Source organism: Paenibacillus sp. P4_E11, from assembly GCF_056401635.1.
This window is the reverse complement of the sequence record NZ_JBFUIX010000020.1, coordinates 21415-35828: the sequence shown is the minus strand read 5'-3', so window position 1 is coordinate 35828 and position 14414 is coordinate 21415. Positions and strand designations below refer to the sequence as shown.

General features: G+C 50.6%; 16 protein-coding genes and 1 tRNA gene. 7 read left to right on the top strand and 10 right to left on the bottom strand.

Annotated elements, in window-relative coordinates:
• Position 1: 1 nt before the first annotated feature.
• The 3 genes from AC1DWB_RS10495 to lpdA all read right to left on the bottom strand — a co-directional run bounded on the left by AC1DWB_RS10495 (position 2) and on the right by lpdA (position 3616).
• Positions 2 to 985 carry an alpha-ketoacid dehydrogenase subunit beta gene (locus tag AC1DWB_RS10495; protein ID WP_477541001.1) on the bottom strand — a complete coding sequence of 328 codons (984 nt, stop codon included), beginning with the start codon at positions 983 to 985 and terminating at the stop codon, positions 2 to 4.
• A gap of 3 nt (positions 986 to 988) precedes the next feature.
• A complete protein-coding gene (locus AC1DWB_RS10490; RefSeq protein ID WP_477541000.1) occupies positions 989 to 1999 on the bottom strand; it encodes a thiamine pyrophosphate-dependent dehydrogenase E1 component subunit alpha in 1011 nt (336 codons plus the stop codon).
• A 174-nt stretch (positions 2000 to 2173) separates the two neighbouring features.
• On the bottom strand, positions 2174 to 3616 hold the full coding sequence (lpdA, locus tag AC1DWB_RS10485) for a dihydrolipoyl dehydrogenase (protein WP_477540999.1): 1443 nt from the start codon (positions 3614 to 3616) through the stop codon (positions 2174 to 2176).
• 206 nt (positions 3617 to 3822) lie between these two features.
• Here lpdA and AC1DWB_RS10480 point away from each other — a divergent pair, with 206 nt between their 5' ends.
• A complete protein-coding gene (locus AC1DWB_RS10480; protein ID WP_477540998.1) occupies positions 3823 to 4092 on the top strand; it encodes a DUF2627 domain-containing protein in 270 nt (89 codons plus the stop codon).
• A 24-nt stretch (positions 4093 to 4116) separates the two neighbouring features.
• On the opposite strand, the gene AC1DWB_RS10475 is transcribed toward AC1DWB_RS10480, so the two are convergent.
• The 4 genes from AC1DWB_RS10475 to AC1DWB_RS10460 all read right to left on the bottom strand — a co-directional run bounded on the left by AC1DWB_RS10475 (position 4117) and on the right by AC1DWB_RS10460 (position 7811).
• On the bottom strand, positions 4117 to 4971 hold the full coding sequence (locus AC1DWB_RS10475) for an MraY family glycosyltransferase (protein ID WP_477541044.1): 855 nt from the start codon (positions 4969 to 4971) through the stop codon (positions 4117 to 4119).
• Positions 4972 to 5429: 458 nt separating this feature from the next.
• Positions 5430 to 6233, bottom strand: coding sequence for a glycosyltransferase family 2 protein (locus AC1DWB_RS10470; protein ID WP_477540997.1), 804 nt, complete (start codon positions 6231 to 6233; stop codon positions 5430 to 5432).
• A 10-nt stretch (positions 6234 to 6243) separates the two neighbouring features.
• On the bottom strand, positions 6244 to 7284 hold the full coding sequence (gene steA, locus AC1DWB_RS10465; RefSeq protein ID WP_477540996.1) for a putative cytokinetic ring protein SteA: 1041 nt from the start codon (positions 7282 to 7284) through the stop codon (positions 6244 to 6246).
• A 365-nt stretch (positions 7285 to 7649) separates the two neighbouring features.
• Positions 7650 to 7811, bottom strand: a complete 162-nt coding sequence (locus tag AC1DWB_RS10460; RefSeq protein WP_477540995.1) for an aspartyl-phosphate phosphatase Spo0E family protein — start codon at positions 7809 to 7811, stop codon at positions 7650 to 7652.
• 437 nt (positions 7812 to 8248) lie between these two features.
• On the opposite strand from AC1DWB_RS10460, the gene AC1DWB_RS10455 reads away from it, so the two are divergent.
• The 6 genes from AC1DWB_RS10455 (at position 8249) to AC1DWB_RS10430 (ending at position 12620) form a co-directional block, all read left to right on the top strand.
• Positions 8249 to 8614, top strand: coding sequence for a YhjD family protein (locus AC1DWB_RS10455; RefSeq protein ID WP_477540994.1), 366 nt, complete (start codon positions 8249 to 8251; stop codon positions 8612 to 8614).
• 1 nt (position 8615) lies between these two features.
• Positions 8616 to 9884 carry a DNA polymerase IV gene (locus AC1DWB_RS10450; protein WP_477540993.1) on the top strand — a complete coding sequence of 423 codons (1269 nt, stop codon included), beginning with the start codon at positions 8616 to 8618 and terminating at the stop codon, positions 9882 to 9884.
• Positions 9881 to 10402 (top strand): YhjD family protein, encoded by a 522-nt coding sequence (locus AC1DWB_RS10445; RefSeq protein ID WP_477540992.1) that lies wholly within the window; start codon positions 9881 to 9883, stop codon positions 10400 to 10402. The genes AC1DWB_RS10450 and AC1DWB_RS10445 overlap by 4 nt, the downstream gene beginning before the upstream one ends.
• A gap of 82 nt (positions 10403 to 10484) precedes the next feature.
• Complete coding sequence (locus tag AC1DWB_RS10440) at positions 10485 to 11879, top strand: serine hydrolase (RefSeq protein ID WP_477540991.1); 1395 nt, start codon at positions 10485 to 10487, stop codon at positions 11877 to 11879.
• An 89-nt stretch (positions 11880 to 11968) separates the two neighbouring features.
• Positions 11969 to 12154, top strand: coding sequence for a type II toxin-antitoxin system HicA family toxin (locus AC1DWB_RS10435; RefSeq protein WP_477540990.1), 186 nt, complete (start codon positions 11969 to 11971; stop codon positions 12152 to 12154).
• A 40-nt stretch (positions 12155 to 12194) separates the two neighbouring features.
• Positions 12195 to 12620, top strand: coding sequence for a type II toxin-antitoxin system HicB family antitoxin (locus AC1DWB_RS10430; RefSeq protein WP_477540989.1), 426 nt, complete (start codon positions 12195 to 12197; stop codon positions 12618 to 12620).
• A 66-nt stretch (positions 12621 to 12686) separates the two neighbouring features.
• On the opposite strand, the gene AC1DWB_RS10425 is transcribed toward AC1DWB_RS10430, so the two are convergent.
• The 3 genes from AC1DWB_RS10425 to spo0A form a co-directional block, all read right to left on the bottom strand.
• Positions 12687 to 12758, bottom strand: a tRNA-Lys gene (locus tag AC1DWB_RS10425).
• Between the two features lie 95 nt (positions 12759 to 12853).
• Positions 12854 to 13363: a phosphoesterase gene (locus AC1DWB_RS10420; protein ID WP_477540988.1), complete on the bottom strand. Its 510-nt coding sequence runs from the start codon at positions 13361 to 13363 to the stop codon at positions 12854 to 12856.
• Between the two features lie 118 nt (positions 13364 to 13481).
• A complete protein-coding gene (gene spo0A, locus AC1DWB_RS10415) occupies positions 13482 to 14279 on the bottom strand; it encodes a sporulation transcription factor Spo0A (protein ID WP_477540987.1) in 798 nt (265 codons plus the stop codon).
• Between the last annotated feature and the right edge of the window lie 135 nt (positions 14280 to 14414).

Sequence of the window (14414 nt, the reverse complement as noted above, 5' to 3'; positions counted from 1 at the left end):
CCTAGAATAAGGCAAGCTTTTTCATAGCTTCCTTCACTTTATCCTTATTCAGCATGTAATGTTTCTCCAGCACTGGACTGATCGGCATGGCCGGAACGTCAGGGCTGCACAGACGCATAATCGGGGCATCCAGCTCGAACAGCAGTTCCTCGGCGATAATCGCCGATACTTCGGCGCCGACTCCGCCCGTTTTGTTGTCCTCGTGCAGGACGAGTACTTTGCCTGTTTGCGCTACGGCCCTCAGGATTGCGTCTTTGTCGAGAGGCTGCAGCGTGCGCAGATCAAGCACAAGCGCTTCGATGCCTTCTCGTTCCAGTTCGGCGGCCGCTTCCAATGCGAAATGCACCGTCAACCCGTACGTAATTACGGTTATATCCGAGCCGTCCCGCTTCACGTCCGCTTTGCCAATCGGTACAATGTAATCTTCGGAAGGCACTTCGCCTTCAACAGCCTGGTAACATTTCTTATGTTCAAAATACAGCACGGGGTCCGCATCGCGAATCGCCGCTTTCAATAACCCTTTTGCATCGTATGGCGTGGAGGGGGCTACGATCTTCAATCCCGGCGTTCCGAAAAAGATCGACTCCGGACATTGCGAATGATAGAGCCCACCGAAAACACCGCCGCCAAAAGGAGCCCGTACAACAAGCGGACAGGACCAATCATTATTGGAGCGGTAGCGAATCTTGGCCGCTTCGCTGATGATCTGATTCGTAGCCGGCAGCATGAAGTCCGAATACTGCATCTCGGCGATCGGACGCATGCCGTACATGGCCGCCCCGATGGCGACACCCGCTATCGCAGATTCCGCAAGTGGAGTATCCATGACCCGCTCCTCGCCAAAACGTTCCAGCATCCCCTTAGTCGTAGTGAATACGCCGCCTTTGTAACCGACGTCTTCGCCCAACACGAACACATTCTCGTCGCGTGCCATCTCTTCGCTCATTGCTTCACGGATGGCAGTTATATAATTGACGACCGGCATCGGCTATTCGCCCCCCTCTTCCGCATATACGTAACGATACAGATCGTTCGGGTCTTGGATAGGAGCTTTATCGGCGTATTCCGTCGCGGCCTTGATCTCTTGCTGAAGGGCAGCGATCATAGCCGCATCTTCATCCTCGCTCCAGATCCCGGCTTCGATCAGATACTGCTTGTAACGAGGCAATCCATCCTGCTGCCAGTGCAGATCTACCTCTTCCTTCGAGCGGTAAGCCAGATCGTTATCTGACGTGGAGTGTGGGGACAGCCGGTACATGACCGCTTCAATCAAGGTCGGGCCTTCCCCGCGTATGGCACGGCTTCGTGCTTCCTTCGTCACCTTATACACTTCCAACACGTCATTGCCATCCACCCGTACTCCCGGAAACCCATATCCAATTGCGCGATCAGCAATCGTCCCGCTTACTTGCTTGTGTAGCGGCACGGAGATCGCGTATTGATTGTTCTCACACATAAATATAACCGGCAGTTTATGTACCCCGGCGAAATTACAGCCTTCATGGAAATCGCCCTGATTGCTCGAGCCTTCTCCGAACGTTACGAAGCTGACGAAGTCTTGCTTCTTCATCTTCGCCGCTAGCGCGAAACCTACCGCATGCGGCACTTGGGTTGTAACCGGACTGGAGCCGGTAACGATATGATGCTTGCGATGTCCGAAGTGACCCGGCATTTGCCGGCCGCCGCTATTCGGATCTTCCGCCTTGGCGAATATAGAGAGCATCAAGTCCTGCACGGTCATCCCGACCGACAAGACGAATCCGTAATCCCGATAATAAGGCAGGAAGTAATCCTTCCCCCGCTCCAATGCAAAGGCGGCGCCCACTTGAGCGGCTTCCTGACCGATGCCGGATACGTGAAAATTAATTTTGCCGGAACGCTGCAACAGTAGTGCACGCTCATCGAATTTGCGAGCGAGCAGCATACTGCGGTACATCTCGATAGCTTGTTGATCGGATAATCCGAGCTGTCTATGTTTGGTTAATTGCCCAACGGACATGAGATCGGCCTCCTTCTTTTGGTACCTGGTCTTAAGAGTTGCCCCTATATGTGTATTATAAACCCTTTCGAGTATGAATACAATTTATCTCTGGCCTATTTATCCCTAATATTGACCGTCGGTCATTGCTATTTATCCGCTTAAGACCGTTGAGATGCCCAAGGACCGCTTTGGCTACATCCCCAAGGAGAGTCCATCCACGGCCAGCATCGCTTCGCCAATCGCCTCTGACAACGTCGGGTGGGCATGTATCGTCCGGCCGACCTCCCAGTGTGCTGCATCCAGCAATTGAGCGAGCGCGGCTTCTCCGATTGAATCAGTGGCATGCGGACCGATAATGTGCACACCGAGCAAATCGCTGGTAGTAGCATCTGCTACGACTTTGACAAATCCATCGGATTCACCTAGCACGATCGCTTTGCCCAGTGCCTTGAAGGAGAATTTGCCAACCTTCACTTCGAATCCCTGCTCCCGCGCTTGTTTCTCTGTCCAGCCGACAGAGGCGATCTCCGGGCGGCCGTAGATGCAGCGCGGCACCAGATGGCTGCTGTATACGTGGGCGGCACTCTTACCTGCTGTGCCGCTCAAGCCAGCAATATGCTCGACCGCAGTAACTCCCTCATGGGCGGCTACATGCGCCAGTTGCAAACCTCCGTTCACATCACCAATCGCGTATATATGTGATTCAGTCGTCTGCATATGTCCGTTTACTTTGATAAAACCATTTTCGAGGCGAATGTCAGTATTCTCAAGCCCCAAGTTACCGGAGCTCGCCTGACGGCCTATACTTACGAGCACCGCTTCCGCAGCAATTCGCTCCTCTTGCTCGCGAACATGCAGCACGATCGATACCCCTTCTTCCGAAACTTCCGTCCTCTCGGACTGCACCGCTCCATTCGTCATCACCTTAATACCGCGCTTCTTGAACAACCGCTCCAGTTCTCGCGAGATTTCCTCATCCTCACTTGGCACTAGCCGACTGTCTGCTTCTACAATTGTCACTTGAACGCCAAAATCATTCATCAGCGACGCCCATTCCACCCCAATAACGCCTCCGCCAATAATAATGATCGACTTGGGCAGCTCGTTCAGCTCTAGCGCCTCGTCGCTCGTCAAGATTCGTTTGCCATCTGGCTGGAGCCCAGGCAGGATGCGTGGACTGGAGCCTGTCGCGAGAATAAGGTTCGTCGACAACAACGTCTCCGTCTCCCCATCGGCCAATTCTACAGCCAACGCTCCACTACGCGGAGAGAATATGGACGGACCAATAACGCGACCATTGCCTGGGATAACATCGATTTTATTTTTTTTGATCAGAAATTGTAGCCCTTTGTACAACTGCTCCACCACAGCCTGCTTGCGCTCCTGCACCTTGCCAAAACGCAGGGTTACCGACTCGGCCGAAATGCCGAATTCCTCGCTCCGCTTCATGGTCGAATATACTTCTGCACTCCTCAGCAGCGCCTTACTAGGAATGCAGCCGCGATGCAGACATGTTCCGCCCAGCTTGTCCTTCTCGACAATAGCTACCGTCTTGCCCAACTGTGCGGCCCGGATAGCGGCGGAATACCCACCAATTCCTCCACCTAATATGACAATATCGTATGTACGGGTCATTTTACGTCCTCCTTAACCAATCCCGGTTGTGCTCTAAAATTCCGAACGAACCTTCTATCACCAGTATGGCATCTCAAATGATAGTTTCTATTTTAACTCTAATCGAAGGTCGAAATATAGTGCTTTTCCGCGATTAGACATAAAAATCGATTCAGGGTAAGATAGTAACGGGTTTGCATATAGAAAGAAGAACGCGAAATGAGGGAATGAGCTTGCAGGATAAAATCAAACGGTTTGTAGCCGTCCTCTTATTAATTGTACCTGGATTTATGGCGACTTATGGCTTCCTGGCGATGAAAGACGCCTTCTTCGCGCAATTCGGTTCCGATGAGCTGAATCCTCATTTTTTATGGGGTAAATTTGTGTTGGGCCTTATTTTGTTTGCACTTGGCATAGCCTTTATCGGAGGTTGGATTTTATTCCGGGATCGCAAGCGCAACTACGTCGCCCCCCGCTTCAAGCAAAAGCGCAAATAACAGGGCGAGCGCGCTTGGCCTGCACTAAGCCCGCCCCCACCGATCCAGCCAACTCATCCATCGATGTTCGTCAATCCAGGTGGAGATGGAATGTTTTTCTGCATACCAGTGTAGCGCGAACAGCAACACGACCATCACCGCCTGCACCCACTCGGGGGCAACCCCGATTAGCCCACACCCGGCTGAAAAGCCGAGTACATTCGCTCCGGCATCGCCCAGCATGTGGCGGGCTCGCAGATCCCCCGGCAGCAGTACGAACGCCCCCGCCACGGATGGCAGCAGGAGCAGTTCAACCGCTACGCTAGTCCCAGCCGCGAATATCGCAAGAATCGTACACACCACGATGAATGTCTTGATCGCGCGGCCCGGCCGCAAATCGAGCAGATTGAACGCATTCGTCATCAGCACTAGCAGCAAAACTTGCAGCACCGCGCCCCCCAACGAGAGCTTCCCAGCATCAGCCAACAGGTATACCGCCAGAAGTGCGGCACAGCCAGTCCCTCCCGCTTTCAGCAAGGCAGTCGTTACTACTTTGTCCACCCTCCACTTGCGCCAATGCCCTTTCCACCCCTTCACCGAGCGATCTCCTACTGTATCATCCAGCCAGCCAGCAAAGAAAACAACCGATACCGCAGCGAAATAAAGCTCGACCGTCGACTGAATCCCGCTGCTGTCTCCTAACACTGCGCCAAATCCAACTACCAGCAACAATTGCAATAGATGCAGCAGCCAGATCAGCAAACCAAGCCCAACCGGAATCGTGACCTGGTCGTAATTGACGGCGGTCAGTCGGTGATCTTGCATAAACCGCAGGATGAGCGGTAGGGCAGCGGCTCCTAGCCCCATAAGTATGACCAACATTCCGATATCGACAACCATTCCCACTGTATGCCCTCCTAGCTCAGTTGTACGCTGTAAGGCGGGTTTTCCGTCTTGCAGCTCCCTCGCCCGGCCTAACTTGTGCTGTAAGGCGGTTTTTCCGTCTTACAGCTCCTTCGGCCGGCCTAACTTTGTGCTGTAAGGCGGTTTTTCCGTCTTACAGCTCCTTCGGCTGGCCTAACTCGTGCTGTAGACGGTTTTTCCGTCTTACAGCTCCCTCGGCTGGCCCAACTCGTGCTGTAAGACGGTTTATCCGTCTTACAGCTCTGTTCGATGGCGGAACTCACTCTACTGCTTTTACCACTCATTCATCTTGTTACTCTCAGGTCTCTGAATACTCAAATCTTAATATGTTCTGCGAGTTGCCAACGTGTCACCTGTGATCTGTGATCTGTGATCTCCAGCCTATCGCGACTTCCTCGTGCGCCTTTGCAACCTGTGCCTGTAGCTGCCTCGCCCTATGTAGCTCGCCATTTGAGAGCAATTGTCCGCAAAACGGACAAAAACTGCCTGCCGCGATGAACGAATCCTCGCCAATCTCTTCCTGTCTCTCGATGCTTGAGCGGAAGCTCGACTTCCTGAACCTTAAAGCCTCGCCTGATCGCATCGATCGTCAAACCGACTTCGATGCCGAAGCCGGAAGTCAGTGGGCCAATTCGTTCCAATAGCTCTCGTCGTACCGCCCTCTGCCCGGATAGCGGAGCAGCCGCTTCATATCCACACAACCGGCGAATCCCGCTAGCCGCTAGCCGCTTAACCAGGCCGAAGCCCGCAGGACGATCCGCCCCCACTGGGAAGCGGGCGATCGTCATATCCGCCTGCCCCGCTACGATCGGCTCAAGCAGCCGAGCCAAATGCACGGCGGACTCGCCGAGATCGGCGTCCGCGAACAGCAGCACGTCGCCACGGGCGGCCTGCCAGCCCGTGCGTAGTGCTTCGCCCTTGCCGCGGCGGTGGTCGTGGCGAAGCACCACATCGGCCGCTTGCTGCGCAACGGCGAACGTGCCATCGCGGCTCCCGTCATCCACGACGATGAGCTCGATCCGCACCCACGTGCGCTCCGCGTCGACCTTCGCCTGACCCTCACTTCCTCCCAACGCCGCTTTCGCTCCCTCTGCTTCCTTTATCGCCAGACTGTCGACCTTCACCCGCCCTGCATCAATTCCCTCGGCCATCCTACGGATCGCCTGCAAAGTACATCCTAACCGCTCCTTTTCATTCCATGCCGGAATGACGATCGATACAATATGGTTATTCTTCATTTTATGACCTCTACACATATGCCTGATGCCCCAACTCTTCATTCGCTGCCATCCCGCACGGGAATAGCCGGCTAATCCCCTTGGCATCAACCAGCTTATCGCCGATCTTCATCCGTACGAGTAAAGTACTCGCCATCCCCGGTCGTCCTTTTTGCAGAAAGTCGGCAATATGACTGTGCGCACCGACCAACACTATAACTTCGGCTTGCTGCTCATAGGCGAGCAGCATTGCCATATCTTCACTTGTCCCCGGCGCGAACATCTGATGGGCATGCAGCCCAAGCTGACGTACTCGCTTCCAGCCCGGGGCGAAGCCGTTGGCATAAGCATGCACGATCAACTCGGCCCCACTGAGCAACCCTCTGTCGGAGATACTGTCCATATCCCCAACGATACAATGGGGTCGGTAGCCCGCCGCGAGCAGGGCGTCCGCCCCTCCATCCACACCAATTAACACCGGCTTGGTCCGTTCGATGTAGAACTGCAGGCTTCGAAGATCCTCAACAAATCCCGCTCCCCGCACCACAATGACGACCGGCCTGCCCGCTATCCGCGTCCTCAGCTTCGGCACGCTCAAAGACTGCATCACCAACTCTTTCTCCAGGTCAGCAGTAGCTAATGTATTGGCTATGAAGCGCGTGCAAGTATCCAACCAACGGCTGGATGAAGCTTCTACATGTTGAGAGAGCACACCTTCCGTAATCCGCTGGCAAACATACCGTACACCCGACACTGCAATCGCTTCTCCCTCCAATTGCACAGACATCCCATCCCGGAGCAGTCGAAATACCGACTCAGGAATGTCATAGACGGGAATGTTACGTTCCAACAAAGGCTTCACCCCATCGTGAGGGAAAGCACCAGACAACGTAGGCGCTCCATTCAACACCGCCTTCACCCGAGCATCCACCAGCCCTTGGGCAGCAAGCCTGTCCAAATCCTCATGATAAATCGCCGCGATGGAACCTTTTTGAATCGTTTTCAGCAGCTCCTTCGTCCTCGTGCCAACCCTTATCATTCCGGTCAGTGCTTCGTCGCTTTCCATTCGCATATGAATTGGTCCCCCGCCTCATTGTCGGTCAGCCTACTGCCCGCTGCACAGACGTCGCCTTGTTTGGTGTTAGTATGGGAAAACGGAAGGACAACCATTCCTGCAACGCAAAATCCCCGCCTTATTAAAAGGCAGGGACGATGGTTCGACCATCCAACTATGCTCAAGCCAGTTGGGTGACAGGCTAGACTCCGGCATAAAGGCGGCTGATAAAGCGCATTATTCGTGTACGGATAGAGGTACTATTGAGCGCCACCCAAGTCAGCCAATTGTAGTTATGAGGTCACAGGCGAGGATACGCACCCAGACCATGATAATAGTAAGGCGGTCTGCCAGGCGGACGGGTTGGATACGGGTAACGTTTCTTAGGAAATGCGCCGTTTCTTCTGCCTTCTCAAGTGATGCACCAAATACCGGTCTAACAGCTGACTAAGCTCCAATACGTGCTCATCCAGGAAGTTGCCCTTCTCAATAGCCAAACTTACAAGCTTATGACGTAGTTGCTCAATATATTCATTCTCTGACATGACTTGTTCATCTCTCCGTTCGTCATCCTACACACAAAAAGTATTATAAAACGAACGGAGTGTAATTGTATGTCATAATTTGTCTATAACTTGTATCTTTTTTGTGAACTTTTCCACAAATTTTTTTGTAACTTTTTGTATCATTCCCACGGCTATCGATTGAACTTGGACTTTCATGGCTCTACATGCGTTCAACTCCAACGATTGCGCTTCCCCTTGATTTTTTAAAATCCATATAAGCCCTCTTTTACCTTATAATAGAGTGTTTTCATCGTAATTGGATGGCTCGAGAAGCATCGTTCTTCCCTTCCCTCACCCACACTCCAAATATAACGGTTTATAAACACCATATTTCCAATAAATACCCTTGCATAACGAACGCACGTTCGTTATATAATATAAAATAAGAATATATGTTCGCATTTGGCGGTGGAATTATGAGCGCTAATCCAAGAATCGAGACGGAAGAGGATATTCAACTGATCAAGAAATACACTTTGCTGCCTATATTGCTGGATATGTTGGCAAGGGATAGGGATGAGTTAACCGTATATCGACATAAGGTCGTATACAATCATGTCATTTACTATCTTAAGGAATTGGAGGCTTCGATATTCCTTGAATTACGAGCAATTAAGAATCAACTGAAACAGAGAGATATTAAAATTTTAAATACGGATGCGAACGCCAAGGGGATTGATGTTGAATATAAAGTCCGCGGCTACATCCATAACTTCAGTATGTTGCGGAGTTTGGTAACAGCCGAGTTAATGACTCTGCTAATGACTTTACGGAGGAATTAAGATGAGGGGAACAAGCAACCGCATTGTGTTCTTAGCCGACTGCCAAAGTTTTTATGCCAGTGTAGAGAAGGCCGATCATCCGGGATGCAAGGATAAGCCTGTTGCCGTGGCTGGTGATCCCGCGCGCCGCTCGGGTATTATTCTAGCAGCTTGTCCGATCGCCAAGGGCTACGGAGTGAGTACAGCAGAGCGGCTAGGGGAGGCACTTGTAAAATGTCCAGAACTGATCGTCATGCGTCCTCGAATGCAACATTATATTGATGTTTCCCTCATGATCACAAAAATATATAAGGAGTATACAGACCTTGTAGAAATTTTTAGCATCGATGAGCAGTTTATGGATATCTCCTCCAGCACTTCCTTGTTCGGTGATCCTGTCGAAATTGCCAAGTCCATTCAGCAAAAAATATTGAATCAAACAGGAGTCTGGGTAAGAATCGGTATAAGTTCCAATAAGATACTTGCCAAGATCGCGACTGACATCTGGGCTAAGAAAAATGATAGTGGCATCTTTACGTTGCCTAAATCAGAAGTCGAAACGTTGCTGTGGCCGCAACCCATAAATAAAATGTTCGGTGTCGGCTCTCGCATGACTGCCCATTTTGCACGATTGGGATTGTTTACGATCGGGGATATTGCCACAACGTCCTTGCCACTGTTAAAGGAGAAATTCCGAGCTCGGTTCGGCAAACAAAGTGACATCCATGCTGAGGTCATGTGGAGAACAGCAAACGGCATGGACGACTCTCCCGTAACACCTGGTACGTTCAATACGCCACCCAAATCTGTTGGACATATGATGACTTTGCCCAGGGATTATAGTAAAAATACCGAGGTAGAAACCGTGCTCTTGGAACTTACAGAAGAAGTTTGCCGGGACTGCCGTCGGAGGGGGTATATGGGTTGGGTTGTTTCCGTCAGCTGCATGTGCAGCCCCTACGAAGCGCCTACGGGGTTCTCACGACAAATGAAGATGCCGGATCCAACCAATAACACTAACGCTGTGTTCAAAGCAGCCAAGGTACTTTTTTATCGTTACTGGGATAAAATGCCCGTGCGTCGTGTAGGTATTACGCTGACTAACCTTATAGATGATCAAGGGTACCAATTAACGCTCTTTGAAGATCAAGTGAAGTCAAGGGCTCTTGATAAAGCCACAGACCAAATAAAGGATCGTTACGGAAGCTCGGCTATTGTAAGGGCATCTTCACTAACAACGTCAGGGCAAGCATTAGAGCGATCACAAAAAATTGGAGGGCATTATAAATGACCAAAAAACTCGAAGGCAATGGCCTGTGGGAATCCAGTCGTATGATGCTCCCACAGCATAAAGATCAGTCGATGCAGCTCCAAAATGGAATACCTGCCGCTCCTTCAGAGCCTCCAACGAAGAAAGAAATCGAGGTGATGAGAGATTACGTCATCCTTCCTGTTGCACTCAAAATCATTGAGAAGAAGCGTATGGAAATTGAAGTTTCATCGGAGACGTTAAGAGGACTGTATACTGCAGCAGCTAATGTATTGGCCAAAAGTATACGAGAAGATATGTATCATTCTAAAAAGGTGCTCCTTGAAAGTGATATTCGCGTGTTTGAAGATTCTAAAGATGATAATGAACTTCACTACCGATATACCTGCCGCGGCCGTGTGGATCGGTTCGTTATGACTAAAGACTTTATGCGAGCTGAAGTCAGTACTCGGATCGGAAGGTACGTGCGAAGCCTTGTTATGACCCTTCAAGAGGTTGCGAAACAACAAAGCTTAGCTCCACCGAGAAATCAACTGTAACCAAACTCGACCCAGCAAACGGAGACCCGTCTGATATAATGAAATGGTAATTTCCATGACTACGGGTACGAGGAGAGAAGCCATGTCTCAGGACATCGAACACAAAATTCAACGCATTGCAACCCGATTACTTCCAGACACCCCCTATCATCAAGTGTACGGTACTCCCGCTGCGCTCCCAGACCGTATGAAGCACTATCATACCCCTGGCGTGTCAGTCGCTGTTATACACCAGTATGAGTTAGAATGGGCACGCGGATTCGGCATTCAGGAGGCTGGAGCCCCCGCTCCCATAACAGAACGTACACTGTTCCAGGCCGGATCGATTAGCAAGCCCGTGTTCGCCTTGGCCGTCATGCGCCTAGTCCGTGAAGGGAGGCTGGATCTGGATGAAGACGTAAATCGCTATCTCAAGTCCTGGCAAATACCAGCGAATGGAAGCTGGCAGCCCAGGGTTACGCTCCGGCAATTGCTGAGTCATTCCGCTGGTCTGACCGTCCATGGGTTTCCGGGCTACGCTCGAACAGCCGACATCCCTTCCAACGTCCAGATCCTGAATGGCGAGCCTCCTTCCAATACAGCAGCCGTACAAGTCAACCTGTTGCCCGGCCTTCAAGCCCGTTATTCCGGCGGAGGCACTACAGTAGGCCAACGACTTGTAATGGACGTGATGGGACAGCCTTTTCCGGAGATTATGCAAGATTGGGTACTCGGTCCCCTCGGCATGCAGGCCAGTACCTATGAGCAGCCGCTGCCCGAATCACTACATGAGTATGCCGCTACCGCACATCCTTGGATGAACACTCCCGTCACCGGAAAATGGCACGTGTACCCGGAGATGGCCGCTGCCGGACTGTGGAGCACCCCTTCCGATCTCGCTCGGCTGGGCATACAACTGCAGTTGGCCTTGAAGGGAGAATCGAGCCTCTTCACAGCAGATACGATACTTGACATGTTAACGCCACAGGTTGAGGAGCATGTCGGGATTGGGTTTTTCCTGGAGGGCAAGGGGGAGACTGCCCGCTTCGGGCATGGAGGATCGGATGAAGGCTTTGAATCGCGCCTCATCTTGTATAAACATCTCGGCATGGGTGCCGTCATTATGGTTAACTCTAACGAGGGTCGACCGCTTATAGCAGAAATCGAGAGAGCGATCGCTCAGGAATACGGCTGGCCGGACTATTTTCCCGCCCGGAAGATCGATTCCAGCATGGTTCCTGAGCGATTGGAAGCTTGCGCAGGGACATTCGCAACAAGCTCAGGCCATACAGTTCGAATCACGCCTCACACGGACGACAACCTGCTTCAACTGCAACTCAACGATCAGCCTCCGATAGAACTGTTCCCTGAGTCGGCTACCCAGTTTTTTGCCACCGCTGTCAACTTGGAGCTTACATTCGAAACGTCGGATGAAGGCGCGGTAACTGCACTAGTGCTCCAGCAAGGAGGCAAACGGTTCTCGGCGGCTAGAGTGTGAGATAAAGGGGCAGATTGCTGGATGATCACTCATTTACACGTGTAATTACACGTGTTATACTTTTTCAAATGGAGGTGACCACAAATTAAATGGCCGGCTCCAAAGATCTTATGAATATTATTCAAGCAGATGGATGGTTCTTGGTACATATATCAGGGAGCCATCATCAATTTAAGCATCCTACCAAAAGAGGCAAAGTTACAATTCCGCACCCTAATAAAGATCTGCCAGTCCGAACCATCCATAGTATATTGAAGCAAGCTGGACTAAGATAACCCTCTATTACATTGCTTACACAGGAGGACGAACGTAAAAATGAATAAGGACCGATATATTTTCCCAGCTGTCTTCGATTACGCAGACGATGGCATTAGTGTTGAATTCCCTGATCTCCCTGGCGCCTTGACCTGCGGTGATACCGAAGAGGAAGCACTTCAGATGGCGAAAGAATGTATGGCACTTCACCTCTACGGAATGGAGACAGATGGTGACCCTATTCCTGAATCAATCAGGGCTGATGGTATACGAGTCGAGGCTAATCAAGTCATAGTTCTAATAGAAGTATGGATGCCTCCCTTTCGGGACAAATTGGCTGAAAAAGCCGTTAAAAAGACACTTACCATTCCGAAATGGCTGGACGAAATTGCCACAGAACAGAACGTAAACTTCTCACATATTTTGCAGGACGCGTTAAAATCATATTTAGGCGTTACCGATCGTAAGAAAAGCCCCTCCGAGTGAATGACGGGCTTTTTTCTCATGACAACAAAAAAAGCCCCGCCGTAATCGGCGAGACATTTACTAGAATAGGCCCGGTGGGGGTCGAACCCACAACCTACCGGTTAAGAGCCGGTTGCTCTGCCATTGAGCTACGGACCTGCGACACAAAAAGTATTGTAGCATGTCCCTATCAACGAGTCAACCTATTCTCAGAGATTTTTTATGATAGCAAGCTTGAAGCAACTACAGCTCCCTCACTGCTCCTCGCTCACCACAACCGAATCTCGGATCTGCTCGAAGGTTAGAGGTGTATAGTCCCAGTGCTCCACGCACACATTGAAGTAGTTCTTTCCCTCGTACTTCTGCCCGTGGATGTGTCCATGCACGTTGACATATGGCATATGCTTGTTCATGTACATTGGTTCGTGCGACAGAAAGAAAAAGTCTTTGTATATAATCGGATGCTCGCTGACTTCATCGAATCCGACATCCATCCACCAGCTTCTCGCTCTCCCGCGGTCATGGTTGCCCAGGATTAGAACCTTGTAGCCGTGCAGTTGACTGACGATAACTGCTGTCTTCTCTTGATTCAAGAATGAAAAGTCACCCAAATGGAACACCTTGTCCTGTTTCCCTACAACGGAATTCCACTTTGCAACCATGACGGCCGTCATTTCATCCACATTGGCGAACGGCCTGGATTCAAAGTCAATTATGTTTTTGTGGCCAAAGTGATGGTCCGAGATGAAATAAACGTTCGGCATAGCGATCCTCCTCGCTTCTTCTCTATTGGTCTTATTGTATCACACTAAACACGCCACCCTTCTATTGGCTTTGAAAACCAATAAAAGAATGGCGTCCGTTGTTCTTAATAATTCCAACCTAGCTAACCTTATGCTCGATCCGAAGCTTATCCGCCACCATCGCGATGAACTCGCTATTCGTCGGCTTGGACTTGCTGATGTTAATCGTATAGCCGAACAGGTGACTGATGCTGTCGATATTGCCGCGCGTCCAAGCGACTTCAATCGCGTGACGGATGGCGCGTTCGACACGGCTAGGCGTCGTCTTGAACTTGTCGGCGATTGCCGGGTACAGCGTCTTCGTGATCGCGCCGAGAATCTCGATGTTGTTGTAGACCATCGTGATCGCCTCACGTAAGTATTGGTAGCCCTTGATGTGTGCAGGCACCCCAATCTCATGAATAATGGATGTGATGTTCGCATCCAGATTTTTACCTTTCGTAATCGGGACCACATTCATTCTCGACGATGAGCTGGAGGAAGTGACAGTTTGCGTATTGGACACCAATTGACGAATGCGATTAGTTAGTATATCCATATCAAACGGTTTCAAAATGTAATAGGAGGCTCCCAGCTGTACGGCCTTCTGCGTAATGTTCTCCTGCCCGAAAGCGGTCAGCATAATAATCTTCGGCTGCGGGTGCAAATTCATCTCACGCAGCTTCTCCAGCACGCCAAGGCCGTCCAGATGCGGCATGATGATATCAAGTATCAACACATCCGGCGCCTTCTTATGCTGTTCCATATAATTCAACACTTCATTTCCGTTGTAAGCTACGCCGGCAACCACCATATCGTCTTGCTCGGAAATAAATTCCGATAGTAAGTTGGTGAATTCGCGGTTATCGTCAGCTAGTAGTACTTCGATTTTCTGCAACTTCATGTCCTCCTTAATCAATTGGCAATATGGATTTCGTGTTCTTAGGTTAAGAAGTTCGACAAGCAGAGTTGTTTTCCTTCTGTCGAAAATTATTTTTGTTTATTTTTTATACAATTTATTTTATAATTGATA

Coding starts and splice junctions, on each gene's coding strand:
- AC1DWB_RS10495 (WP_477541001.1), bottom strand. CDS start 985: ATGCCGGTCGTCAATTATATAACTGCCATCCGTGAAGCAATGAGCGAA.
- AC1DWB_RS10490 (WP_477541000.1), bottom strand. CDS start 1,999: ATGTCCGTTGGGCAATTAACCAAACATAGACAGCTCGGATTATCCGAT.
- lpdA (WP_477540999.1), bottom strand. CDS start 3,616: ATGACCCGTACATACGATATTGTCATATTAGGTGGAGGAATTGGTGGG.
- AC1DWB_RS10480 (WP_477540998.1), top strand. CDS start 3,823: ATGAGCTTGCAGGATAAAATCAAACGGTTTGTAGCCGTCCTCTTATTA.
- AC1DWB_RS10475 (WP_477541044.1), bottom strand. CDS start 4,971: ATGGTTGTCGATATCGGAATGTTGGTCATACTTATGGGGCTAGGAGCC.
- AC1DWB_RS10470 (WP_477540997.1), bottom strand. CDS start 6,233: ATGAAGAATAACCATATTGTATCGATCGTCATTCCGGCATGGAATGAA.
- steA (WP_477540996.1), bottom strand. CDS start 7,284: ATGCGAATGGAAAGCGACGAAGCACTGACCGGAATGATAAGGGTTGGC.
- AC1DWB_RS10460 (WP_477540995.1), bottom strand. CDS start 7,811: ATGTCAGAGAATGAATATATTGAGCAACTACGTCATAAGCTTGTAAGT.
- AC1DWB_RS10455 (WP_477540994.1), top strand. CDS start 8,249: ATGAGCGCTAATCCAAGAATCGAGACGGAAGAGGATATTCAACTGATC.
- AC1DWB_RS10450 (WP_477540993.1), top strand. CDS start 8,616: ATGAGGGGAACAAGCAACCGCATTGTGTTCTTAGCCGACTGCCAAAGT.
- AC1DWB_RS10445 (WP_477540992.1), top strand. CDS start 9,881: ATGACCAAAAAACTCGAAGGCAATGGCCTGTGGGAATCCAGTCGTATG.
- AC1DWB_RS10440 (WP_477540991.1), top strand. CDS start 10,485: ATGTCTCAGGACATCGAACACAAAATTCAACGCATTGCAACCCGATTA.
- AC1DWB_RS10435 (WP_477540990.1), top strand. CDS start 11,969: ATGGCCGGCTCCAAAGATCTTATGAATATTATTCAAGCAGATGGATGG.
- AC1DWB_RS10430 (WP_477540989.1), top strand. CDS start 12,195: ATGAATAAGGACCGATATATTTTCCCAGCTGTCTTCGATTACGCAGAC.
- AC1DWB_RS10420 (WP_477540988.1), bottom strand. CDS start 13,363: ATGCCGAACGTTTATTTCATCTCGGACCATCACTTTGGCCACAAAAAC.